Origin of the sequence: Sphingomonas sp. DBB INV C78, from assembly GCF_042693015.1 — a bacterium.
GTDB lineage: Bacteria > Pseudomonadota > Alphaproteobacteria > Sphingomonadales > Sphingomonadaceae > Sphingomonas_E.
Genome location: NZ_CP170544.1, coordinates 1,024,124 through 1,046,185 on the forward strand (window position 1 = coordinate 1,024,124; position 22,062 = coordinate 1,046,185).

At 64.9% G+C, this 22,062-nt stretch carries 23 protein-coding genes; 11 read left to right on the top strand and 12 right to left on the bottom strand.

Going from position 1 to position 22,062, the window contains the following annotated elements; translation table 11 throughout:
- The first annotated feature begins 44 nt into the window (after nt 1-44).
- From ACFB49_RS04975 to ACFB49_RS04990, 4 genes are read left to right on the top strand one after another with little or no spacing between them, the layout of a single operon-like run.
- Nucleotides 45-1,532, top strand: a complete 1,488-nt coding sequence (locus ACFB49_RS04975) for an FAD-dependent oxidoreductase (RefSeq protein ID WP_380876734.1) — start codon at nt 45-47, stop codon at nt 1,530-1,532.
- Nucleotides 1,529-2,626 carry a 12-oxophytodienoate reductase gene (locus tag ACFB49_RS04980; protein ID WP_380876737.1) on the top strand — a complete coding sequence of 366 codons (1,098 nt, stop codon included), beginning with the start codon at nt 1,529-1,531 and terminating at the stop codon, nt 2,624-2,626. The genes ACFB49_RS04975 and ACFB49_RS04980 overlap by 4 nt, the downstream gene beginning before the upstream one ends.
- A 51-nt stretch (nt 2,627-2,677) precedes the next feature.
- Nucleotides 2,678-3,820 carry an acyl-CoA dehydrogenase family protein gene (locus ACFB49_RS04985; RefSeq protein ID WP_380876739.1) on the top strand — a complete coding sequence of 381 codons (1,143 nt, stop codon included), beginning with the start codon at nt 2,678-2,680 and terminating at the stop codon, nt 3,818-3,820.
- Nucleotides 3,820-4,566, top strand: coding sequence for an SDR family NAD(P)-dependent oxidoreductase (locus tag ACFB49_RS04990; protein WP_380876742.1), 747 nt, complete (start codon nt 3,820-3,822; stop codon nt 4,564-4,566). Before ACFB49_RS04985 ends, ACFB49_RS04990 begins: the two co-directional genes overlap by 1 nt.
- A gap of 393 nt (nt 4,567-4,959) precedes the next feature.
- Here the strand turns inward: ACFB49_RS04990 and ACFB49_RS04995 are convergent, their stop codons facing one another.
- Nucleotides 4,960-5,649, bottom strand: a complete 690-nt coding sequence (locus ACFB49_RS04995; protein WP_380876744.1) for a formylglycine-generating enzyme family protein — start codon at nt 5,647-5,649, stop codon at nt 4,960-4,962.
- A gap of 557 nt (nt 5,650-6,206) precedes the next feature.
- Here ACFB49_RS04995 and ACFB49_RS05000 point away from each other — a divergent pair.
- From ACFB49_RS05000 to ACFB49_RS05020, 5 genes are all read left to right on the top strand, one after another.
- Nucleotides 6,207-6,836 carry a MarC family NAAT transporter gene (locus ACFB49_RS05000; protein ID WP_380879836.1) on the top strand — a complete coding sequence of 210 codons (630 nt, stop codon included), beginning with the start codon at nt 6,207-6,209 and terminating at the stop codon, nt 6,834-6,836.
- A gap of 18 nt (nt 6,837-6,854) precedes the next feature.
- Nucleotides 6,855-7,343 carry a hypothetical protein gene (locus tag ACFB49_RS05005; protein ID WP_380876746.1) on the top strand — a complete coding sequence of 163 codons (489 nt, stop codon included), beginning with the start codon at nt 6,855-6,857 and terminating at the stop codon, nt 7,341-7,343.
- A 99-nt stretch (nt 7,344-7,442) separates the two neighbouring features.
- A complete protein-coding gene (locus ACFB49_RS05010) occupies nt 7,443-8,606 on the top strand; it encodes an acyl-CoA dehydrogenase family protein (RefSeq protein WP_380876749.1) in 1,164 nt (387 codons plus the stop codon).
- A 76-nt stretch (nt 8,607-8,682) separates the two neighbouring features.
- Nucleotides 8,683-8,994 (top strand): hypothetical protein, encoded by a 312-nt coding sequence (locus ACFB49_RS05015; RefSeq protein WP_380876751.1) that lies wholly within the window; start codon nt 8,683-8,685, stop codon nt 8,992-8,994.
- A gap of 34 nt (nt 8,995-9,028) precedes the next feature.
- Nucleotides 9,029-10,513, top strand: a complete 1,485-nt coding sequence (locus ACFB49_RS05020) for a class I adenylate-forming enzyme family protein (RefSeq protein WP_380876753.1) — start codon at nt 9,029-9,031, stop codon at nt 10,511-10,513.
- Here the strand turns inward: ACFB49_RS05020 and ACFB49_RS05025 are convergent.
- From ACFB49_RS05025 to ACFB49_RS05065, 9 genes are all read right to left on the bottom strand, one after another.
- Nucleotides 10,510-11,838, bottom strand: coding sequence for a bifunctional folylpolyglutamate synthase/dihydrofolate synthase (locus ACFB49_RS05025; protein WP_380876756.1), 1,329 nt, complete (start codon nt 11,836-11,838; stop codon nt 10,510-10,512). The two genes, ACFB49_RS05020 and ACFB49_RS05025, sit on opposite strands and share 4 nt — an antisense overlap.
- 46 nt (nt 11,839-11,884) lie before the next feature.
- A complete protein-coding gene (gene accD / locus ACFB49_RS05030; RefSeq protein ID WP_380876759.1) occupies nt 11,885-12,733 on the bottom strand; it encodes an acetyl-CoA carboxylase, carboxyltransferase subunit beta in 849 nt (282 codons plus the stop codon).
- Nucleotides 12,730-13,554 (bottom strand): tryptophan synthase subunit alpha, encoded by an 825-nt coding sequence (gene trpA / locus ACFB49_RS05035; protein WP_380876762.1) that lies wholly within the window; start codon nt 13,552-13,554, stop codon nt 12,730-12,732. The genes accD and trpA overlap by 4 nt, the downstream gene beginning before the upstream one ends.
- A complete protein-coding gene (gene trpB, locus ACFB49_RS05040; protein WP_380876765.1) occupies nt 13,551-14,774 on the bottom strand; it encodes a tryptophan synthase subunit beta in 1,224 nt (407 codons plus the stop codon). The genes trpA and trpB overlap by 4 nt, the downstream gene beginning before the upstream one ends.
- On the bottom strand, nt 14,771-15,412 hold the full coding sequence (locus ACFB49_RS05045) for a phosphoribosylanthranilate isomerase (RefSeq protein ID WP_380876768.1): 642 nt from the start codon (nt 15,410-15,412) through the stop codon (nt 14,771-14,773). Before ACFB49_RS05045 ends, trpB begins: the two co-directional genes overlap by 4 nt.
- A 191-nt stretch (nt 15,413-15,603) precedes the next feature.
- Nucleotides 15,604-16,047 (bottom strand): nuclear transport factor 2 family protein, encoded by a 444-nt coding sequence (locus ACFB49_RS05050; protein WP_380876770.1) that lies wholly within the window; start codon nt 16,045-16,047, stop codon nt 15,604-15,606.
- Between the two features lie 230 nt (nt 16,048-16,277).
- Entirely contained in the window at nt 16,278-17,531 is a 1,254-nt protein-coding gene (locus ACFB49_RS05055; RefSeq protein ID WP_380876773.1) for an N-succinylarginine dihydrolase, read from the bottom strand.
- Nucleotides 17,532-17,542: 11 nt separating this feature from the next.
- Nucleotides 17,543-18,559 carry an arginine N-succinyltransferase gene (locus ACFB49_RS05060; RefSeq protein WP_380876776.1) on the bottom strand — a complete coding sequence of 339 codons (1,017 nt, stop codon included), beginning with the start codon at nt 18,557-18,559 and terminating at the stop codon, nt 17,543-17,545.
- A complete protein-coding gene (locus tag ACFB49_RS05065; RefSeq protein WP_380879838.1) occupies nt 18,556-19,773 on the bottom strand; it encodes a hydrolase in 1,218 nt (405 codons plus the stop codon). The genes ACFB49_RS05060 and ACFB49_RS05065 overlap by 4 nt, the downstream gene beginning before the upstream one ends.
- On the opposite strand from ACFB49_RS05065, the gene ACFB49_RS05070 reads away from it, so the two are divergent.
- A complete protein-coding gene (locus tag ACFB49_RS05070) occupies nt 19,676-20,260 on the top strand; it encodes a hypothetical protein (RefSeq protein WP_380880151.1) in 585 nt (194 codons plus the stop codon). The two genes, ACFB49_RS05065 and ACFB49_RS05070, sit on opposite strands and share 98 nt — an antisense overlap.
- Nucleotides 20,261-20,529: 269 nt before the next feature.
- Nucleotides 20,530-21,123: a GTP cyclohydrolase I FolE gene (folE, locus tag ACFB49_RS05075; RefSeq protein WP_380876778.1), complete on the top strand. Its 594-nt coding sequence runs from the start codon at nt 20,530-20,532 to the stop codon at nt 21,121-21,123.
- A 102-nt stretch (nt 21,124-21,225) separates the two neighbouring features.
- On the opposite strand, the gene rplI is transcribed toward folE, so the two are convergent.
- Entirely contained in the window at nt 21,226-21,822 is a 597-nt protein-coding gene (gene rplI / locus ACFB49_RS05080; RefSeq protein WP_380876780.1) for a 50S ribosomal protein L9, read from the bottom strand.
- 12 nt (nt 21,823-21,834) lie between these two features.
- The gene (rpsR, locus tag ACFB49_RS05085; RefSeq protein WP_010125005.1) at nt 21,835-22,059 is read right to left on the bottom strand and encodes a 30S ribosomal protein S18; all 225 of its coding nucleotides are present in this window, start codon (nt 22,057-22,059) and stop codon (nt 21,835-21,837) included.
- Nucleotides 22,060-22,062 lie beyond the last annotated feature (3 nt).

Sequence of the window (22,062 nt, forward strand, 5' to 3'; positions counted from 1 at the left end):
GATCGCCCGAGGCCAAAAGGCACGGGCCCGGGAGGATTGCTTACATGACCGACTTCACCACCGCCCGTCCGTTCGCCCATGAGGACGTGGCCCATTGGGACATGGAAACCGACGTTGCGGTGGTCGGGTTCGGGGCCAGCGGCGCTAGCGCCGCGATCGAGGCGGCGGCCGCTGGCGCGCGGACGACGATTTTCGAGATGGGATCGGGCAGCGGCGGCGCTTCGGCGCTTTCAGGTGGCGAAATCTATGTCGGCGGCGGCACCGATGCGCAGCAGGCGGCGGGGTTCGAGGATAGCGCAGAAGCGCTCGAAGCCTATCTGATGGCGGCGGGCGGCCCGGCCGCGGATGCCGCCAAGGTTTCGCTCTACGCGCGCGAAAGCCTGAACCACTTCCAGTGGCTCAAGGATCAGGGCGTGCCCTACAAAGGCACCTTCGTTCCGGGCAAGATCATCGAGCCGACGACCGACGACACCTTGATCTGGTCGGGCAGCGAGGAAGCCTGGCCGTTCAGCGAGCAGGCAAAGCCCGCGCCGCGAGGCCATGTGATCCAGCATATGGGCTGGGGCGGCGGGCGCCGGCTGGTCGATACGCTGGAGGCCAAGGCGCGCGAACTGGGCGTCGATGTGCGCTGCGATGCGCGTGTGCTGTCTTTGATCGCGGATCGGTCCGGCACGATCACCGGGTTAGTCGTGAAGATCGACAACAAGCCGCTGTTCGTTCGCGTGACCAAGGGCGTCGTGCTCTGCACCGGCGGCTTCTGCATGAACCAGGACATGCTGCGCCGCTATGCACCGCAGGCGCTGCGCCTCTCCGATCCGATCGGCGAGAATGACAATGGATCGGGCATCCTGATGGGGATGGGCGCGGGCGGCGATGCGATCCATATGGACGAATTCTTCACGACCTGCCCGTGGATCATGCCGCCGTCGCTGGTCTACGGCATCTTCGTCAACGAGCGCGGCCAGCGCTTCATCAACGAGGACAGCTATCACGGCCGCGTCAGCCGGACGATGATCGACCAGCCGGGCGATCGCGTCTTCCTGCTCGCCGACAATGCGATCTTCGAGCGGCCGATCGACCTGGCCCGCATCGAAATCGCGGCAGTGGGCGAGACCTGGGAGGAAGTGGAGAGCGAGTTGGGGATGCCGGAAGGCACGCTGGCCCACACCGTCCACACCTTCAACCGTTATGCGACCGAAGGGCAGGACCCGCTTTTCCACAAGCATCCGCAATGGCTGAAGGTGTTGAACGAAGGGCCGTTCGTGGCGCTCGAGCTCAATTTCCGGGACAGCTATTTCTCTTTCTTCACGCTCGGCGGCCTGAGCACGCTGCCCACGGGCGAGGTGCTGGACAGCGCGGGCAAGGCAGTGCCAGGGCTGTTTGCCGCCGGCCGTGCCACTTCGGGCCTGCCGCGCTGGGGGCATGGTTACAGCTCGGGCATGAGCCTGGCCGACTGCACCTTCTTTGGCCGGCAGGCAGGACGGCAGGCGGCGACCGCCGGTTCGGCCGCTTTGGTGGAGGCCGCGGAGTGAGCGATTCCCCGCTGTTCCGGCCGTTCGATCACCCCAAGCTCAAGACGCGCAACCGCATCGTCATGGCGCCGATGACGCGCAAGCATTCGCCGGGCGGCATACCGGGCGAGGATGTCGCGGCTTATTATCGGCGGCGGGGCGAAGGCGGGGTCGGGCTGATCCTGTCCGAAGGTGTCGGCATCCGCCGCAACGGATCACGCACGCACAAGTCGGTCCCCAATTTCTTCGGGGATGAGGCGCTGGCTGGCTGGAGCCACGTCGTCGACGGCGTGAAGCCCACGGGCGCGCGGTTCGCGCCGCAGCTCTGGCATGTCGGCGCGCGGAGCGATGATACCACCAAGGAATTGCCCGACGCGCCGATCGACAGCCCTTCGGGCATGCCGTGGCCAGGAACGACGGTGGCCGAACCAATGACCGATGCCGCGATCGCCGATACCATCGCGGCTTATGCCGAGGGCGCGGCCAACGCGAAGGCGCTGGGCTGCGACGCGGTGGAGATCCACGGCGCGCATGGCTATCTGATCGACCAGTTCTTGTGGGACGCGACGAACCTGCGCAGCGACGGCTGGAACGGCCCCAGCTTGAAAGAGCGCGCGCGCTTCGGCCTTGAGGTGGTGAAGGCGATGCGTGCCGGGGTGGGGCCGGACTTCCCGATCCTGATCCGCATTTCGCAGGACAAGTCGCCCGATGGGTCGATCCGGCTGGCGAATAGCCCAGCGGAACTCGGGCTGCTGGTTGAGCCCCTGGCTGAGGCTGGAATCGACATCTTCCATTGTTCCGGTGCGCGGTTCAGCCGGCGGGAGTTTGAGGGTTCGGAGCTGAGCTTCGCCGGCTGGGTCAAGAAAATCAGCGGTTTGCCGACGATTGCGGTGGGCACCGTCGGTCTCGACGTGCCGGCCAAGGCGCCTTTGTTCGCTACACTCGCGCCGGGCGCGCTCGACGAGGTTGAGCGGCGGCTGGATGCGGGCGAGTTCGATCTGGTCGCGGTTGGCCGCGCGCTGCTCGCTGATCCCGACTGGGCGAACAAGGTGCGCGAGGGTCGGGCGGCGGAGCTTGTCGGCTTCGATCCCAAATATATGGCCGCGCTGCATTGACAGCAAAATGAATCCAATTCAGTCCAGCGTGGAAAAGCAGGAGTGGATGGGATGCTGACTGTCGCCGGGCGCACGGCCTATACTGACGAGCATGAGCAGTTCCGCGAGACGGTGCGCAAGCTGTTCGAGCGCGAACTGACCCCCAATCTCGATCGCTGGGAAGCGGACGGGATCGTCGACCGCGATTTCTGGCTGAAATGCGGGGAGGCGGGGCTGCTCTGCCCACAGGTGCCCGAAGCCTATGGCGGGCTGGGCCTCGATTTCGGCTATGCCGCGATCGTCGACGAGGAATTGTGGTATTCAGGGTCGACCGCCGGCCTGCCGCTCCACACCGACATCGCCGCTGATTACCTCGTCGATTATGCGTCCGAGGAACTGAAGCAGGCGTGGCTGCCCAAGATGGTGTCGGGCGAGGCGATCGCCGCGATCGCGATGACCGAGCCGGGTGCGGGTTCCGACCTGCAGGGCGTGCGCACCACGGCGCGCAGGGATGGCAACCATTATGTCATCAACGGCAGCAAGACCTACATCACCAACGGCCAGAACGCCGATTTCATCATCGTCGTCGCCAAGACCGATCCGACGATCGGTGCCAAGGGCATCAGCCTGATCCTGGTGGAAGCCGACCGTGAAGGCTTCAAGCGCGGGCGCAACCTCGACAAGATCGGCCAGCATAGCGCGGACACGTCGGAAATGTTCTTCGAGGATGTCCGCGTGCCAATCACCAACTGCATCGGCGCGGAGGGGCAAGGCTTTGTCTATCTGATGAACCAGTTGCCGCAGGAGCGGCTGTCGGTCGCGATCGGCGCGCAGGCGGCGGCGCAGCGCGCGTTCGACGAGGCGGTCAAATATGTCAAGGAACGCGAGGCGTTCGGCAAGACGATCTTCGATCAGCAGAACACCAAGTTCGTCCTCGCCGACATCAAGACCAAGCTGCAGGTGGGCTGGGCACATCTCGACTGGGCGTTGAAGCGCCATGTCGCCGGCGAACTCGACCAATATGAGGGCGCGGCGAGCAAGCTCTGGCACACCGAGATGCAGTGGGAGGTGGTCGACGCCTGCCTGCAGCTCCATGGCGGCGCCGGTTACATGAACGAATATCCTATCGCGCGGCTGTGGCGGGATGCCCGCGTCCAGCGCATCTATGGCGGCACCAGCGAGATCATGAAGCTGGTCGTGTCGCGGTCGATCTGATGACCTTCGCGGGCAAGACGGCGCTGGTGACGGGCGGCGCGAGCGGCATCGGCCTGGCCTGCGTCGAGCAATTCGGCGCGGCGGGCGCGAATGTGATCGTCGCGGATATTTCCGGCGAAGCAGCGGAAGCAGCCGCGGCGAAGCTGGGGGAGAGGGGCCTCGCCTTCGGTGGCGATCTCTCCGACCCGGCGACCGTCGCCGAACTGTTCGACCTTTCGCTAGCCCGCTTCGGCCGCATCGACTGCGCAGTCAATGCTGCGGGCGTCAGCGGCAATTGGGGCGCGTTCGAGGATTTTCCCCTCGACGAATGGCATCGCGTGATCGCCGTCAATCTGACGGGCGTGTTCCTGTGCATGCAGCATGAGGCGCGGATCATGCTGAAACAGGGCGGCGGCGCGATCTGCAACATCTCGTCCGGCGCGGGCTTCATCGCGGCGCCGGGGATGCCGCATTACACCGCATCGAAGCATGGCGTGCTGGGGCTGACCAAGGTGGCGGCCAAGGAATATGCGACGCGCGGCATCCGCGTGAACGCCGTTTGCCCCGGATCGACGCTGACGCCGATGATGGAAAAGTCGATCGGCGGCGATCCCGAACGACAGAAGCTGATGGATTCGACCGTGCCGATGGGCCGCATGGGCCGCCCGGAAGAGATTGCGGCGGCGGCGGTGTGGCTCTGCTCCGACGCGGCGAGCTTCGTCAGCGGGGAGAGTATGGCGGTGGATGGGGCTGCCGTCTGCCGATAGGGCGAGACTTGTGAGGAAATTCAACTGGCCGCGGCAACGGCGGTTATCCACATTTTCTGCCGAATTCCTGACTGTCAGGACACGCCGACATTGCGGACCTAATTCCCCTCCCTGGAAGGGAGGGGTTAGGGGTGGGTAGCGGAGCCGATGGGCTCGATGCCCGTCGGCGGAGCTTTACGCCTCGCTGGAAGAAGCTCGCTGTCGCTCGCAACCCACCCCAGCCCCTCCCTTCCAGGGAGGGGAGGAAGAGAGGCTAACGTCCGCTAACCCCGACCTTTGGGCCATACCGGGCTGGCCTCCGCCCGCCTAATTCCTGCCTGTCCGGAATCGGGGTGCCCCCACAGCCATGGCAACGACCGAAAAGTCGGGGGGAAGCGGGCACTCCTCGCCGGGCTAATCGCGAACGAGCCGGTAGCCGAATGTCGGCGAGGCGGCCAGCCATTTGACGCGATATTCAAATGGATTTGCGTCGGACTTGAGCACCCATGTGTCCCCCCCTCGCGCCACGACGAGTTCACAGTCCGCAGGACTCAGGCCTAGTCTCGGGGCGCGCTTAAGGCATCCTTCAGTGGCAGGCACGCGCTCAGTCGTAGCTTCGCTTATATTGCCAACCACGTCGTAAAGTCCCCACGCATTAGGCGGCAACTGAGCAACGGGGTAGACCAAGCCAGACCATACCGACATACGCGGGTCATTGACCGACCAGTTTGGGGCTCGAAATCGGATGCGATCAAAATGCTTTTCTACAATGGCATTGTTGTTTCCCAATTCAGTGCCCCAAGGATATTGCGTTTGAGCGCCCGCCCTAGCGAGAAATTCCCATTCATCGCTAGTGGGTAGGCGGTATATCTTCCCTGTTTTTTGTTTTAGCCAGCCGACGTAGCAATTGATCGCAGCAATCGGAACGCCAGTAACAGGATGATTATCCGCCAATTTTGCATCGGTTACATCGTGTAGCCGTTTCGGATAGTCGGCGTAGGGCGCTTTGCACGTGCCATCTTGAGCGGAAAGCAAATATTCTCGCCAAGTCAATTCTGTGCGGGCGGCATAAAAAGAATGTTTGGTTCCATTTGCGTAGGTCATTGGTGGCAATCGGACCATCGCGGGACATTCGGGACAGTCTTTTATTGCTTCTAAAGGGGCTAGAGATGATTCCGCAGATATTTCCGCGAACGCGGGTCGAGCGGATTGAATTGAAATCGCAATCGCTAGCAACCTAATCGCGAGCTTCACTAACACCCCCCGTTCGTCAGAGCGCAAATCGCCATCGACGTGCCCCCTCGCCTTATCGCATTGTCGTTGATCAGGATGGAAGCGGCAGAGAGGAAAACGCAAGGGTTTATGTCCGCTAAGTCGGCGCGTCCCGACAGTCCGCTTTTCGATAAATGGTCGCGGAAGCTGTCATCGGCTTCATGAGCCACGACAACCACAAGCCTTGGATTTTTCGTAATCGAATCAGCCGACCGCAACTTCTGAAATCGGACGCGGCCTGCGCCGGGGCAAGGATGCAAGAGGAATGGGGGTTTTGCCTGATTGGCCCGGCCTTGCCGCGATGATATTTGCAAGCCCCAGAACATAAGATGATGGTCCCGATGCCCTCGCTGTAACAGGAGGAAGCCATCGAAATCTTTCTTGATGCGATCGCGCTGACGATCGGCTCGCTTCTCCCCATTATGAACCCGTTCAGCACGGCGCCCCTGTTCGTGTCGCTGACGACGCGGATGGACGACAGGCGGCGCAAGCAGCAGGCCATCATGGGCTGCATCTATGCCTTCGGAATCCTCGTCACCTTCCTGCTGCTGGGATCGGCGATCGTCCAGTTTTTCGGCATCTCGGTTCCCGGTATCCGCGTGGCGGGCGGGCTGATCATTTCGACCATCGGCTTCCGCATGCTGTTCCCCAGCCCGCCACCGGTGGCGGCACCGGGATCGGAACTGGCGGCGCAGGATGAGGATGTAGCCTTCACGCCGATCGCCATGCCGAGCCTGGCGGGCCCAGGATCGATCTCCGTGGTGTTGAGCTCGGCCGCGCAGATCCGCAGCCATTTTCCGCAGGAGTGGCAGGTGGTCTTTGCCGGGGTCGTCGTCGGCATGGCGCTGACCCTGGTCTTCTCCTACCTCGTGCTTCGGGCCGCGGGCGCGATGATGCGCTTCATGGGGGCCGCGGGTATCGACGCGATGACGCGGATCTTCGGCTTCCTGCTCATCAGCATCGGCATGCAATTCCTGCTGACCGGGATCAGCGACTTCTACAACATCCCGCATAATTGATCGCGCGGAGAGGGGGCCATGCGAACCTTCGGTCTGTTGCTGATACCGATCCTTTTCGCAGCGATGCCCGCGCACGCCACGCGCTTCTGCGCCTGGATGGTCGAGACGTTGGAGGGCGCCGAGGACGAACAGACGCGGGGCGTGAAGCTCTGGTTCGAGGCCGATGAAGATGTGTCCTTCCTCTACGCCATCGGCGGCAAGGGGCTGAGCGACGGATCGGGCTATTTCAACTCCCCGTCCAGCGGCACGTTCGGGCTTACCGCGGGCGAGCCGAAATCGGGGTGGGGGATAGCGGGATCGCTTTATCCGCCCGCCGCGATCGACGTGGTTGCGGACGTCCATGCCTATCCCGAGGACATATTCGACGAGAAGAAGCCCCCGTTGCTGGCCACTTTCACCTTCGCTCGCGCCATTCCGGAAGGCGAGACCGCGCCTCCGGCAACATTGGCGGAAAAGCAGTGTAGGGATCTGGTGTTCCCACCGGTCAAGCATCGCTTTGCGGAATGATGGGCAAGATGTGCTACGCATAGCGTGGTCGGGATTTGACAAGGCGTATGGGATGCCGCATCGCTCGAGCAAAATGGCATCGGTATCGAGAGGCGTTTGATGGCGGTTTCGCTTGAAAATTTCCGGGAAGAGACGCGGACCTGGCTGGAAGAAAAACTGAGCGGGCCGTTCAAGGCGCTGCGCGGTCTGAACAACCATGTCGATGCGATCGCTGAGCGCCGCGCCTGGGAACAGGAACTGGGCCGCGCGAAGCTTTCCTGTATCGGCTGGCCGAGCGAACATGGCGGCCGGGACGCCTCGATCGCCGAACAGGTGGTGTTTGCCGAGGAATATGCCCGCGCCCATGCGCCGTCACGGATCGGCCATATCGGTATCGAACTCGCCGGCCCGACCATCATCGCTTATGGCAGTGACGAGCAGAAGGCGCGGCATCTGCCGGGGATTGCCAATGGCGAGGCGATCTGGTGCCAAGGCTATTCGGAGCCCAATGCCGGTTCGGACCTTGCCAATGTCCGCACGCGTGCCCGCAAGGATGGCGACAAATGGATCGTCGATGGCCAGAAGATCTGGACCTCGATGGGGTCGATCGCCGACTGGATCTTCGTCGTCGCGCGGAGCGAGGAGGGGAGCAAGGGGCCGAAGGGCCTGTCCTTTCTGCTGATGCCGATGGACCAGCCGGGCGTGACGGTGCGACCGATCCGCCAGATGACCGGCGAGAGTGAGTTTGCCGAGGTGTTCTTCGACGGCGCAGTGGCGGCCGATGCCGATATGATCGGCCGGCCGGGAGATGGCTGGGCCGTGGCGATGGGGCTGCTGGGCTTCGAGCGCGGCGTTTCGACGCTCGTCCAGCAGATGCATTTCCAGACCGAGATGGACCAGTTGATCGCGGCGGCGAAGGCCAATGGCCGCGGTGGCGATCCTTTGCTCCGCCAGCGCATTGCGGACGCCTGGATCGGGCTTTCGATCATGCGCTTCAACGCGCTCCGGATGTTGAGCGATGCGGGCAGCCAGCAGCTTGAGGATGCGGCGCTGACGTCCAAGCTCTATTGGTCGCGCTGGCACCGCGATCTCGGCGATCTGGCGATGGATGTGCTGGGGATTGCGGGCGAGATCGGTGGCGAGGATTATCGCTATGAGGGGCTGGTCCACGCCCATTTGATGAGCCGTTCGGACACGATCTATGCCGGGTCCAGCCAGATCCAGCGCAACATCATCGCTGAGCGCGGGCTGGGCCTGCCGCGGGAGCCGCGGGGCGACCTCTAGGGGCGCCTGAAGCCCCCTTGACCCCGTCGCTGCCGCGCCTACACTGAATCCGATTCAGTTTGAGTGAGAGGCGAGGATGGAGAGGCAGTTCAAGGCGGGGATGAAGCTCAAGAGCGCGGTCTGCGACACGCAGATCATGGTGCTGCGCGTGCCTGCCGATCCGCTCGACATCCGCATCGGCGGCGCGGCCGTGCTGGTGAGCGATGAAAGCAGCGACGGCGCAACCATCGATCCGGCGCTGGCGGGTGGATCGCTGACCGGCAAGCGCTACACCGACGCGGACGAGACGATGGAGTTTCTCTGCACCAAGGGTGGTGAGGGGACGATCACCGTCGCCGGCCGCGAGATCGGCATCAAGCAGGCCAAGGCGCTGCCTTCGTCGGATTGATTTCGGCGACTGAGATTTCGGTGGGGATCGACCGATGAACATCTTCATGATGCTGGAAATGGCGGCGGACGCCATGGGCGATCGCGTGGCCGTGGTTTCGGGCGATGCGAGCCTCACTTATGGCGAACTGCTGGTCGCTGCACGCGGGGCTGCTGCGTTGGCGCAGGCGAGCGGGGCGTTGCGGCTTGCTTTCCTCGACATCAACGGGCTTGCGGCGCCGGTCGCTCTGTTCGGCGCAGCGCTGGCGGGCATTCCCTATGTGCCGATCAACTACCGGCTGACCGCGCCCGAGATCGCGGCTTTGCTCGAACGCGTCAGCCCGGCCCTGCTGATCTGTGAGAGCGGTGAGGCACCTGCAGGTATCAGCCGCATCACGCCGGCCGATTTTCTGGCGAGGGCGCAGGCTGGCGGCGGCGAGGATCTGGTCGCGCCCGATGAGGATCGCGGCATCGCGGTCGAGCTGTTCACCAGCGGCACCACCGGCGTCCCCAAGGCGGCAATCCTGCGGCACGATAATCTGCTCGCCTACATATTGGGTTCGGTCGAGTTCATGGGCGCGGACGAGGGCGACGCCGCGATCGTGACCGTGCCGCCCTATCATATTGCGGGCATCTCGGCGGTTTTGAGCTCGGTCTATGCCGGGCGGCGGATGGTGCAATTGCCCAATTTCGAGCCCGGCGCCTGGCTCGATCTCGCGCGGCGGCACGGCATATCCAATGCCTTCCTGGTGCCGACGATGCTGCAGCGTATCGTCGAGCATCTGGATGCGGGCGATGGTGCGGCGGCGCTGCCGGCGCTGCGTGCGCTTGCCTATGGCGGGGGCAAGATGCCGCTTGCGGTGATCGAGCGGGCGATGGCGCTGTTCCCGGACGTGGATTTCACCAACGCCTACGGCCTGACGGAGACGAGCAGCACGATCTGCCTGCTCGACCCCGCGGCGCATCGCGCGGCTGTCGCTTCCGACGATCCCGCAGTGCGGCGGCGGCTTGGTTCGGTCGGGCGGGCGCTGCCGGCGATCGAGTTGGTGATCCGTGATGAGGATGGACGACCCGTCAGCCCCGGTGAGGCGGGGCTGGTGTTCGTGCGCGGCGATCAGGTGGCGGGCGAATATCATGGGCTGGGCAGCCAGACCGATGCGCAAGGCTGGTTCCCCACCCGCGACCGCGGCTGGGTGGACGAGGAAGGCTATCTCTTCCTCGACGGCCGCGCCGACGATGTGATCGTCCGCGGCGGCGAGAATATCTCCCCCGGCGAGATCGAGGATGTGCTTGGCGGCCATCCGGCGGTGGCGGAATGTGCGGTCGTCGCCATGCCTGACGCCGAATGGGGTGAGGGCGTCGCCGCGGCGGTCGTGATCGCGGTGGGCGCGGAGGTGAGCGTGGAGGAATTGCAGGCGCTGGTGCGCGGCCGGTTGCGATCGAGCCGCGTGCCGCAGGCGATCCGTTTCGTCGAAGCTTTGCCCTATAACGAAACCGGCAAACTGCTCCGTCGCGTCATCCGCGAGGAATTCGCGGCTTAACTTGGCAGGGTGCCGTTGGCTGCGAGCACGGTGCCGGCGAGGTAGAGCGAGCCGGCGATCAGCACGACCGGCGGATTGGCGCGGTCGGCGTGGCGGGCGATCCAGGACAAGGCATCGACCGGATCGCTCGCGGTCATCGCGCCGAGGCCCGCGGATCGCGCGGCCGCGGCCAAAGCGGCCGGCTGGTGATGGGGATGGCCGGGGACGGGAACGGCGTGGAAGGTGGCTGTGCGGCCACTGAAGGGTTTCAGGAAGCCCATCGGGTCCTTGTTTTCCAGCATGCCGAGGATGACGTGGAAGGGGCGGCCCGCCGGCACGCGGCCGCGGAAGAAATCGGCGATTACGCGCGCTGCGGCGGGGTTGTGACCGCCGTCGAGCCAGAGTTCGGAACCGGCGGGCAGGCGATCGACGAGGGCACCGTTGGTGAGATGCTGCAGGCGCGCGGGCCATTCCGCCCAGCCCATCGCCGCCCGCAGCGCGGATGTCGGCACGGGGATCGCATCCTGATGGCGGAGCATGGCGATCGCCAGTGCGGCGTTCATCGCCTGGTGGCTACCGGGCAGGCGTGGCAAGGGCAGGTCGAGCTTGCCGATATTATCCTTGTAATGGATGCGGTTCTGGTAGCTGACCGAATCCCATTCGCTGCCTTTGGGCAACCAATGGCCCAGGCTGCCACGGATCACTTCGCCGATACGATTGGCGACGGGCGCGGGATAATGCTGGGTGACGACGGTTACGCCGGGCTTTGCGATGCCCGCCTTTTCGGCGGCGATGTCCTCGATCCGGTCGCCCAGGAATGCCTGATGATCGATACCGAGCTGGGCGATGCCGCAGACTGCCGGCTTTTCGATGACATTGGTGGCGTCGAGCCGGCCGCCCAGGCCCACTTCGATGATGCAGGCATCCGCCGGCGTGCGAGCGAAGGCGAGGAAGGCAGCCGCGGTCGTCACCTCGAAGAAGCTGGGCTCTATGCCGTCCGCGACATCGAGCACTTCGGCGAGCAGGGAGGCCAGCACCGCATCCTCGATCAACTGGCTGGCGACGCGGATACGCTCGTTGAAACGGACGAGATGTGGGCTGGTATAAACGTGGACGGAATGGCCTGCCGCCTCGATCGCGGCGCGCAGGAAGGCGCAGGTCGATCCCTTGCCGTTGGTGCCGGCGACATGGAAGACGGGCGGCAGATCATGCTGCGGATTGCCCAGCCGATCGAGCAGGGTGGTGATCCGCTCCAGCCCCAACACGTCGCGGCCCGGCGACAGCTTGTCCAGCCGATCGAGCTGGCGCTGGACCTCCGGATCCGTCGAGACGGCATGATCGGCCATTGGGTTCCTTCTTCCTCTCCCGTTTGGCGGGAGAGGGCAAATGCGATCAGGCTGCCACCGGCACCAGATAGTCGATCAAAGTCGCCAGCGTCTCGCGCAACTTGTGGCGGTGAGTGACCATGTCGATCATGCCATGTTCGAGCAGATATTCGGCGCGCTGGAAGCCGGGGGGCAGCTTCTCGCGGATGGTCTGTTCGATGACGCGCTGGCCGGCAAAGCCGATGAGCGCGCCCGGCTCGGCGATCTGGATATCGCCCAGCATCGCATAGGATGCGGTGACGCCGCCGGTCGTCGGGTCGGTGAGGACGACGATATAGGGCAGGCCGGCCTCGCGCAGCATCTCGATCGCAACGGTGGTCTTGGGCATCTGCATCAGCGACAGGATGCCTTCCTGCATCCGCGCGCCGCCCGCGGCGGTGAAGATGATGTAGGGACAGCGATCGGCGATCGCGGCCTCGGCGCCAGCGACGAAGGCGGCACCCACGCCCATGCCCATCGATCCGCCCATGAAGGCGAAATCCTGCACGCCGACGACGGCGCGCTTGCCCTCGATCTGGCCCTTGGCGTTGACCAGCGCGTCCTGCTCGCCGGTCGCCGAGCGGGCGGCCTTGATGCGATCGGTATAGCGCTTGGAATCACGGAATTTCAGCGGGTCTTCCCGCACCGTCGGCGCGGGCAGCAAAGTATACATGCCGCCATCGAACAGCGAGTTGAAACGCGCGTCGGGGCCGATGCGGCCATGATGATCGCATTTCGGGCAGACCGACTGGTTTTCCTCATATTCCTTGAGGAACACCATCTGCCCGCAGCCGGGGCATTTGTGCCACAGATTGTCCGGCGTCTCGCGCTTGGCGATGAAGGGGATGGATTTGCGGACGCGATCGATCCAGCTCATGCTGCCTGCTCCTGCCGCGCATTATGAACTGCGGCGCTCAAATCTTTGATAATATTGATTACGTCTACTTCCGCCGCACGGCCATCCGCAGCCGCGGCGCCCACCGCCTCGACGATCGCCGAGCCGACGACGACGCCATCCGCGACGCGCGCGACGGCGGCTGCCTGCTCGGGCGTGCGCACGCCGAAGCCGACGGCGATCGGCAGTTTCGTGGCGCCCTTGAGCTTGGCGACGGCCGCCTCGATGCTCGCCTGCGCGGCCTGCTGCTGGCCAGTGATGCCCGCGACCGAGACATAATAAAGGAAACCCGATGCGCCTTCGAGCACGGCGGGCAGCCGCGCGGCATCGGTGGTTGGCGTGGCGAGACGGATCAGGTCGATGCCCACCGCACGCAGCGCCGGCCCGAGTGCGTCATCCTCCTCGCTCGGAATGTCGACGCAGATCACGCCGTCGACGCCGGCCTCGGCGGCGGCTTGTGCGAACCATTCCGGCCCGCGGCGGACCATCGGATTGGCATAGCCCATCAGCACCAAGGGCACGTTCGGATGACGGCCCCGGAAATCGCGGGCGATGGCGACGATGTCGGCTGTCGTCGTGCCGGCGCCCAGCGAGCGCAGATTGGCGCGCTGGATCGCGGGGCCATCGGCCATCGGATCGGTGAAGGGCATGCCGAGTTCGATCACGTCGGCACCGCCGGCGACCAGCGCATCGAGGATCGCGGCCGTGGCAGCCGGCGTCGGATCACCGCCGGTGACGAAGGTGACGAGCGCGGCGCGGCCCTGCGCGGCGCAGGCGGCGAAAGTGGCGGTGAGGCGGCTCACAGCTCCACCCCCAGTTCCTTGGCGACGGTGAAGATGTCCTTGTCCCCCCGGCCGCTGACATTGACGACGAGGATCTGGTCCTTGCCCATGGTTGGCGCGATCCGCTCGGCAACGGCGAGCGCGTGGGCGGATTCGAGCGCGGGGATGATGCCTTCGAGCTTGCAGAGCGTCTGGAAGGAGGCCAGCGCCTCGGCATCGGTGCAGGGTTCGTACGTCACTCGGCCGATTTCGTGCAGCCAGCTATGTTCGGGGCCGATGCCGGGGTAATCGAGGCCCGCGGAAATCGAGTGCGCCTCGGTGATCTGGCCGTCTTCATCCTGGAGCAGGAAGGTGCGGTTGCCGTGGAGCACGCCGGGCACGCCGCCGGCAATGCTGGCGGCATGCTTGGTCGTTTCCAGCCCTTCGCCGGCTGCCTCCACACCGATGAGCTTAACCTCTGCATCGTCGAGGAAGGGATGGAAGATGCCGATCGCGTTCGATCCGCCACCCACGGGCGCGATGATCGTGTCGGGCAGGCGGCCCTCAGCCTCCATGATCTGCTCGCGGGTTTCGTTGCCGATGATCGACTGAAAATCGCGAACAAGCTCAGGATAAGGATGCGGACCCGCCGCGGTGCCGATGATGTAGAAGGTGTTGTCGACGGTGGCGACCCAATCGCGCAGCGCCTCGTTCATCGCGTCCTTCAAGGTCTGCGCGCCCGACGTGACGGCGTGGACCTCCGCCCCCAGCAGCTTCATGCGGAACACGTTGGGCTGCTGGCGGGCGACGTCGACCGCGCCCATGAAGATCGTGCAGGGCAGGCCGAAGCGCGCTGCGACCGTTGCGGTGGCAACGCCGTGCTGGCCTGCGCCCGTCTCGGCGATGATCCGCGTCTTTCCCATACGCTTGGCAAGCAGGATCTGGCCGATGCAGTTGTTGATCTTGTGCGCGCCGGTGTGGTTCAGTTCCTCGCGCTTGAGGTAGATCTTCGCGCCGCCGAGATGCTCGGTCAGGCGCGGCGCGAAATAAAGCGGGCTCGGACGGCCGACATAATGCTTCATCAGATCGTCGAATTCGGCCTGGAAGGTGGGGTCCGCCTTGGCCGCGCGATATTCGCGCTCAAGATCGAGGATCAGTGGCATCAGGGTTTCGGCGACATAGCGTCCGCCGAACTGGCCGAAATGGCCGCGCGCATCGGGCTGCGTGCGGAGCGAGTTGGGAAGGGTCGGGGCTGCGGTCATAGCTGCGATGCCGATTGGAGGAAGGCGGCGATCTTGTCCACATCCTTGACGCCCGGACTGCTCTCGACGCCGGAGGATGTGTCGACAAGCGGGGCGCCGGTGATGCGGACGGCTTCGGCCAGATTGCGCGCGTCGAGCCCGCCGGACAAGGCCCAGGGGAGCGGGTGGGCGAAACCGTCGAGCAATTTCCAGTCGAAGCGCAGCCCCATGCCGCCGGGTAGATCGGCCGAATCGGGCGTCTTGGCGTCATAAAGGATACGATCGACGGCAGCCCGATAGCGAGCGGCGGCGGCGAGATCGGCGCGCGTCTTGACCGGGATGGCCTTCCAGACCTCTATGCCGTGGCGTGCCTTCAGGGCGGCGGCACGCTCGGGTGGTTCGGAACCGTGAAGCTGGAGTGCGTCGAGCTTGCCGACGGTGATGGCGCGATCGAGGAAGGCGTCGTCGGCATTCACCACCACGCCGACCTTGCGGACATGGGCGGGGACGAGCGCCGCCAGCGCGGCCGCCTTGTCGAAATCGAGATTGCGCGGGCTCTTGGCGAAGAAGACGAAGCCGACATGGCTCGCGCCGCCGCGGATCGCCGCGCCCAGCGTTTCAGGCGTCGAAAGGCCGCAAATCTTCGTCTGAACGGGCAAGGGCTGGTCCTTCGTCGAAGACCGGTGCCGTAAGCCAAGGACTGGACGAAGCCAAGCTGGAGTGTCCTGCGAATTTTCTCTCCGTCACCCTGAACTTGTTTCAGGGTCTACTCCTCCACTTGCGAAGCCTTTGCTGGTGGCAGGGTGGATGCTGAAACAAGTTCAGCATGACGATGGAAGGAGAGATGGGCTCAGTCCGGCCCCGATCCCAGCACTGCCATGTCGCCGACATGGGCGCGGTTGTGCTTGATCCGCTCCTCGATCCGCCAGCCGGCTTGGGTGCGGACCCAGCGATCCTGATAGTCGCCGAGCGTGCGGAAGGTCAGGTGGGCGCGATCGCCTGTGCCGACATGCATGTCCGCGACATAGGCGCTGCTCGTCGCACGATCGCCCGCCACGTCGATGACAACATTGGCGAGCAGATGCTGTGTCGGCCCGCAATCATCGAGGAAACTCCGCATCTCGGAGACAATCGCGGCGCGGCCGAAGCGGCGGCCGATGCCGTAATCCGCCTGCGCATCCGCCAGCATCACATCATCCAGCCACTGCCATTGCCGCCGATCCATCGCCTCCGCGAAACGGCAGAGTTGACGGTAGATGGCGCGCTCATCGAGCAGGGTTTGGAGATCGGACATGGGTATGCCTTCTGAAGTCTTCTCCCGCTTTCGCAGGAGAAGGTTTGGATGAGGGTCTTCTTTCTTCCTGTCGAGGCTGGGTGCCGCGTTCAAGAACGGTGTGCCGGATTCAAGAAGAAGACTCTCACCCCGACCAACATCGGGTGAACAGCACCCCGTGCTGTTCAGGTCATGCCGGGGGCATGACCGACCCGAAGTTCCCGCGAGAGCGAGAGCGGGAGAGGGAGAAGTCAGATCAGTTCACCCAATCCCAGCGTTTCGAGCAGTGCGGCGCGCGCTTCGGCCGCCTGCTTCCACAACTCCGGCGAGGCGAGGTCGGAGGGGGCGATGGTATCGGGCCAGTGCTGCGCGATGACGGCAGCGATCGCATCGAGTTTCGCGTCGTCGACCAGGAAGCGCGGGTCGATCGTCGCGGGATCGGCGACGACGCGGAGGCGCAGGCAGGCTGGGCCTCCGCCGTTCGACATGGATTCGCGCACGTCGACCAACTCGATCCGGCGGATCGGCCCGTTGCCCGCCACCATCTCGTTGAGCCAGGTCCAGACGGCGGGCGTTTCCCGCGCCTCGGTCGGCAGGATCAGCGCGCTTTCGCCCGTCGGCAGAGTCACAAGCTGGGCGTTGAAAAGGTAGGAGCGGATGGCGTCGGCCAGGCTGACGCGATTGGCGGGAACCTCGACGATCTCGACGTCTGGCATCACGCGGCGGAGATCGGCGTAGAAGCGGTCCTTGTCGGCAAAGGCCTGTTCGTGGGCGAAGAGCACGCGGCCGTCGGCGACCGCAACCACGTCATTGTGGAAGGCGCCGGCGGCGATCGCTTCTTCCGACTGGGCGACGAACAGCACGCGGCCGGGATCGAGCTGGTGGCGGCGGGCGACCGCGCGGCTCGCCTCGACATGCTGGCGGGCGGGGAAGGGGCCGCCTTTCTCACCATAGACGAAGATCTCGATCCCCGGCGAACGGTGGCCGGCGGCAAGCCGCATGTGATTGGCGGCGCCCTCGTCGCCAAAGGGGGCGGGGATGGGGCCATGCACCACGAAATGGGTTTCGCTGTGGAACGCGAGGCGAAGCTGGGCAAGCGTTCCCTGCCACTCATGGCTGCGATGCGGCATGGTGACGAGGTTGGCGACCGTCAGATGGCAGCGCGCGTCCGCCGTGTCCGGCGCGGGCGAGACGGTAGCGGCGTTGGCCGCCCACATCGGCGATGCGGACAAGGCGTTGGCGAGCAGCGCCGCGTCGGCATCCTCGGCGCGCGTCCCGAGGGTCTCCAGCCAGGCGCCGTCCGGGCGGCGGTGGGGCAGGAACACGCCCTGCCGCAGCCCCAGCGCGATATTGGCGCGCATCTTGGCGATGCCCTGAAGTGCTGCCGCACGCGGCTGCGAGGTCTGGCCGGCATTGCTGGTGGCGGCGAGGTTGCCCAGGCTGAGGCCGGCATAATTGTGGGTGGGGCCGACGATGCCGTCGAAGTTGATTTCGGTCAGTTGCATATCCGGCCCGTTCAGCGTGCGACGAAGGTGATGGTGTCACCCGGATTGACGCCGAGCAGATCGGCGGCGGCGCGGTCGACGCCGGCCTTGCCGTCCGTATCCACATCGGCGAGCGCGTAGCAGGCACGGAAATCGGCGAGGCGGCCGGTGGCGGCCAGCACGTTCAGCCCCTCCTGCGCGTTGGTGCCTACAACTGTCGCATCGGCGGCGTCGCGGATCGCATGGATGTCGTCGATCGAAGCCGCCATGGTCGGCCCGCCATCGAAGATGTCGATATAGCCTTCGTAGCGGAACCCTTCATTTTCCAGCATCCGCATCGCCGCGCGCCCGCTGGGATGGGGCAGGCCGATCACCGATCGCGCGGTTTCGGGCAGCATGGCGGTGTAGATCGGGTGCTTGGGCATCAGATCGGCGATGAACTGGTTGCCGTGGACCGCGTTGAAGGCGTCGGCCTCCTGAAAATTCATGCCGAAGAATTTGCCCGCGAGTCCGTCCCAGAAGGGCGATCCCCCGGCTTCGTCGATGACGCCGCGCAGCTCGGCAAGCACGCGATTGCCGAAGCGGGCGCGATGCTGACGGATGAAGAGATAGCGGCTGCGGGCGAGCAGCAGGCCGAGGCCGCCGGCGCGCTCGCGCGGGTGGAGGAAGAGGCCGCCGACTTCCGAATAGCCTTCATAGTCGGTCGTGAGCGTCAGCATCTCGGCGCGGAAGGTGCGGTCGAGCTCCTTGGACGTCTGGCTGAGCACGCCGAGGCGGTAGCTGTAGAAGGGCCAGCGCTGCCCGACCTGCGAGAAGATCTGGGCGGTGCCCGCGACCTTGCCGGTCGATACATCCTCCAGGATCAGAACGTAGAGATCGTCGCCGCCGCTTTCCTCCGTCTTGCCGAAGGCTTCGGCGGAGCGGGCCAGCTTGTCGGTCAGTGACGGGCGATCCGCCGGAAGGTTGGTGAAGCCGCCGCCGGTGAGCTTCGCCATGTCATAGAGCGAATCGATGTCGGAGGGGCGCGATGGCCGGATGACGAAGCTCATGGCCGGCCCCGGGCGGCGAGACGAAGCAGCACGAGTGCGGACAGGCGGGCGCGTTCGCCCAAGGACTCGACGATCAGATATTCCTCCCCCGAATGTATTGCGCCGCCGCGGACGCCCATGGTGTCGACCACGGGCACCCCGCAGGCAGCGATATTATTTCCGTCGCACACGCCGCCTGTGGCTCGCCATCCAATCGGCAGGCCAAGTTCGGCGCCGCAATTCTTGACCAATATGTAGAGGCGCTCGGCCGCGGCATCCATCGGCTTGGGCGGACGGCCGAACCCGCCATGGACATGGATGCTGACGTCATGGAGTGCTGCCACCTCCTCGACCGCGGCATCAAGCGCGGCGCGGCCGCGGATCTCATCCTCCGGCGTCATCGGTCGCATGTTGACGCGGAGCACGGCATGATCGGGCACGACATTGTTGGGGCCGCCGCCGTCGATCTTCGCCGGATTGACCGACAGGCCGGGACCGGCGGTGCGGGCGAGGCGGAGCGCGAGATCGGCCGCGGCGACGAGGGCGTTGCGGCCGTCTTCCGGGTTGCGCCCGGCATGGGCGGCGCGGCCGGTGACGATGATCGAGAAATTGCCACTGCCCGGCCGCGCGCCGGCAAGCGTGCCATCGGGCAAAGCGGAGGGTTCGTAGGTAAGGGCGGCGACCTTGCCGCGCGCGGCCTGGGCGATCAGGGCTGCGGAGCCGGGAGAGCCGACTTCCTCGTCACTGTTGAGGACGACCTCATAGCCGAGGCGCCGGCACAGCGGGCTCGCTTCGATGGCGGCAAGGGCGGCAAGCATGACCGCGATGCCGCCTTTCATGTCGGCGACGCCGGGGCCGTTGAGCGTGCCGGCATCGATCCAATTCAGCCCCTGGAAGGGATGATCCACGCCAAACACCGTATCCATGTGGCCGGTGAGCAGCACCTGCACCGGCGCTTCCGGCCGCACCTTGAGATGCAGGTTGCGGCCGTGGGCGAGATCGACGCGGGCGCCATCCGGCGCAACGGCGTCGACAGGGGTGGGATCGAGGAGATAAAGATCGCCCGGAAGCGTCGCGAAGGCATTTGCCAGTTCGCCGGCCATGGCGGCAAGGCCGGCAAGGTTGCGCGAGCCGCTGTTGATCGCCGCCCAGCGCTCCACCTGGGCCAGCATCGGAGCCGCGGTCGCGTGTTCCAACGCCATGGCTTCATCTGGGGCGATCGCGGCGACATTCATCACGGCGGCGATCCTAGCTTGTCGTGCGGGCTTGCGTCACCCCCTGCCTTCGGTGCAGGTTCCAGGAACCCAAAAGAGCGCAAAGCGTCAATGGGTGTGGAGAGAGGGTTACGGGATGCGCATTGCTTCGATCGGTGGACTGTTGATTTGTGCCGCGGCGGCATCGCTTGCGGCGCCTGCATCAGCGCAGGATCAGGGTTATCGCCTCCTTGTCGAAAATGGCGTCGACGCCATCGCTGTCCGCCATGTCGTTGCAGATCGTCTCGGGGAGCCGGCCGCAACCGGCTCAATTTCCAAGCAAATGTTGCAAAACGAAGACGGCTTGGCGCGCGTTCGCGCCGAAGCGGGTGGACTTCAGACCATCGTCGTCGGCTGCCCCGAACTGATCCGCGCCGTGGGTGGCAACCAGGCGGGCGCACGCCGCATCAGCACCGATCTTGCCCGCGTAATGCCTGCCGAAACGCTGCAGGTTGCGCGAATCGACTGATTCGCTGCGAGCCCCGGTTGAGCGCTGAGTCATAGCAATTGCCGCTCCTCCCCGAAGGTGGTTTCGTGTGACTTCCACCGGCGGCTGAGCGCGTTTCGTTGCGAACAGGCTATGGCGGCTTCGGAGTGAAAGCTTTTCACTTTGCGTCTTTTTCTATGGCTTCGGGGCGGAAGGACCGTTTCGCAAAGCTTGGCAAGCGCAGCCTGCCTGTCTAGGCGCTATCCGCAAGGCGCGTCCGCAAGGATAGCGAAGCGAGGATAGGAGTCGCCATGGGCGAGATGATGGAACCCCCCGCGAAGATCGCGGTGCCCGACGATGTCGAAGACGCCATCCGCACGTTGCTCCGCTGGGCCGGTGACGATCCTTCGCGCGAAGGGTTGATCGATACGCCGAAGCGCGTTGCGCGCGCCTGGAAGGAATATTGCGCCGGCTATGGCGATGATCCCGCCCAGCATCTCAGCCGCACTTTCGAGGAAGTGGGCGGTTATGACGAGATCGTTCTGCTGAAGGACATCCCGTTCCAGTCGCACTGCGAACATCATATGGCACCGATCATCGGCAAGGCGGCGATCGCCTATCTGCCGAAGGACCGGGTGGTCGGGATCTCCAAGCTCGCCCGCGTGCTCCACGGGTTCGCGCGTCGATTGCAGGTGCAGGAACGGCTGACGGCGGAAGTGGCGGACTGCATTTGGGACAATCTGCAGCCGCATGGCGTGGCCGTGGTGATCGAGGCGACCCACGCGTGCATGACGGCGCGCGGCGTGCAGACGCCAGGCGTGGTGATGACCACTAGCCGGATGATGGGCGTGTTCCGCGATGACGAACGGTCGCGCGCGGAAGTGCTGAAGTTGATGGGCTACTGAGCCTTCGGGCGTTTACGGCTCAGATCGTAAAGCTAAAGAAAAGGGCCGCCCGGATCGCTCCGGACGGCCCTTTTTCTATCGGTCGGTGCCGAAGCGGAAGGCTCAGCCCTCCGCTTCTTCCTCGGCCGGAGCCTCGTCGGTGGCGATTTCGCCCGGCTCGGCATTGGGATCATAATCTTCGGTGAAGCCGGCGGCGTCACGCTCGAACATCGAGGCCATGACGTCGACGCCCTGTTCCTGCAGCTCCGCTTCTTCGGGGCTGCGGGCGACGTTCACCTTGATCGTGATCGACACTTCCGGGTGGAGCGCGATCTTCACTTCGTGCAGACCGATCGTCTTGATCGGACGATCGAGCACGATCTGGCTCTTGGCGATCTTGACGCCATCGGCTTCCAGGGCCTCGGCGAGGTCACGCGCGGCGACCGAGCCATAGAGGTGGCCGACGTTCGAAGCCTGGCGGATGAGCTGGACGGTCTTGCCGTCGACGCCCTTCGCATCGGCCTCGGCGCCTTCACGACGCTTGGCGTTCTCGGTGATCAGGCGTTCCTTGTTCGCCTCGAACACCTTCTTGTTCGCTTCGTTGGCGCGGAGCGCCTTCTTGCGCGGAAGCAGGAAATTGCGGGCGTAACCGTTCTTGACGGTGACGACATCGCCAATTGCGCCCAGCTTCTCGACGCGCTCGAGCAGGATGACTTCCATGTTCGGAGCTCCTTACTTCACGATGTAGGGGAGAAGCCCGATGTGACGGGCGCGCTTGATCGCCTTGGCGAGTTCGCGCTGCTTCTTGGCGGAAACCGCAGTGATGCGGCTCGGGACGATCTTGCCACGCTCGGACACGAAGCCCTGGAGCAGACGGACATCCTTATAGTCGATCCGGGGAGCGTCCTTCGCGGAGAAGGGGCAGCTCTTGCGACGGCGGAAAAAGGGGCGTGCCATGTG

What these genes read in the sequence shown, in the direction of transcription:
- ACFB49_RS04995 (WP_380876744.1), bottom strand. Translation starts at nt 5,649, where the DNA reads ATGACCTACGCAAATGGAACCAAACATTCTTTTTATGCCGCCCGCACA.
- ACFB49_RS05025 (WP_380876756.1), bottom strand. Translation starts at nt 11,838, where the DNA reads ATGGCCGATCATGCCGTCTCGACGGATCCGGAGGTCCAGCGCCAGCTC.
- accD (WP_380876759.1), bottom strand. Translation starts at nt 12,733, where the DNA reads ATGAGCTGGATCGATCGCGTCCGCAAATCCATCCCCTTCATCGCCAAG.
- ACFB49_RS05020 (WP_380876753.1), top strand. Translation starts at nt 9,029, where the DNA reads ATGAACATCTTCATGATGCTGGAAATGGCGGCGGACGCCATGGGCGAT.
- ACFB49_RS05015 (WP_380876751.1), top strand. Translation starts at nt 8,683, where the DNA reads ATGGAGAGGCAGTTCAAGGCGGGGATGAAGCTCAAGAGCGCGGTCTGC.
- rplI (WP_380876780.1), bottom strand. Translation starts at nt 21,822, where the DNA reads ATGGAAGTCATCCTGCTCGAGCGCGTCGAGAAGCTGGGCGCAATTGGC.
- ACFB49_RS04985 (WP_380876739.1), top strand. Translation starts at nt 2,678, where the DNA reads ATGCTGACTGTCGCCGGGCGCACGGCCTATACTGACGAGCATGAGCAG.
- ACFB49_RS05005 (WP_380876746.1), top strand. Translation starts at nt 6,855, where the DNA reads ATGCGAACCTTCGGTCTGTTGCTGATACCGATCCTTTTCGCAGCGATG.
- ACFB49_RS04990 (WP_380876742.1), top strand. Translation starts at nt 3,820, where the DNA reads ATGACCTTCGCGGGCAAGACGGCGCTGGTGACGGGCGGCGCGAGCGGC.
- ACFB49_RS05050 (WP_380876770.1), bottom strand. Translation starts at nt 16,047, where the DNA reads ATGTCCGATCTCCAAACCCTGCTCGATGAGCGCGCCATCTACCGTCAA.
- rpsR (WP_010125005.1), bottom strand. Translation starts at nt 22,059, where the DNA reads ATGGCACGCCCCTTTTTCCGCCGTCGCAAGAGCTGCCCCTTCTCCGCG.
- ACFB49_RS05065 (WP_380879838.1), bottom strand. Translation starts at nt 19,773, where the DNA reads ATGAATGTCGCCGCGATCGCCCCAGATGAAGCCATGGCGTTGGAACAC.
- trpB (WP_380876765.1), bottom strand. Translation starts at nt 14,774, where the DNA reads ATGACCGCAGCCCCGACCCTTCCCAACTCGCTCCGCACGCAGCCCGAT.
- folE (WP_380876778.1), top strand. Translation starts at nt 20,530, where the DNA reads ATGGGCGAGATGATGGAACCCCCCGCGAAGATCGCGGTGCCCGACGAT.
- ACFB49_RS05055 (WP_380876773.1), bottom strand. Translation starts at nt 17,531, where the DNA reads ATGCAACTGACCGAAATCAACTTCGACGGCATCGTCGGCCCCACCCAC.
- ACFB49_RS05010 (WP_380876749.1), top strand. Translation starts at nt 7,443, where the DNA reads ATGGCGGTTTCGCTTGAAAATTTCCGGGAAGAGACGCGGACCTGGCTG.
- ACFB49_RS05060 (WP_380876776.1), bottom strand. Translation starts at nt 18,559, where the DNA reads ATGAGCTTCGTCATCCGGCCATCGCGCCCCTCCGACATCGATTCGCTC.
- ACFB49_RS04975 (WP_380876734.1), top strand. Translation starts at nt 45, where the DNA reads ATGACCGACTTCACCACCGCCCGTCCGTTCGCCCATGAGGACGTGGCC.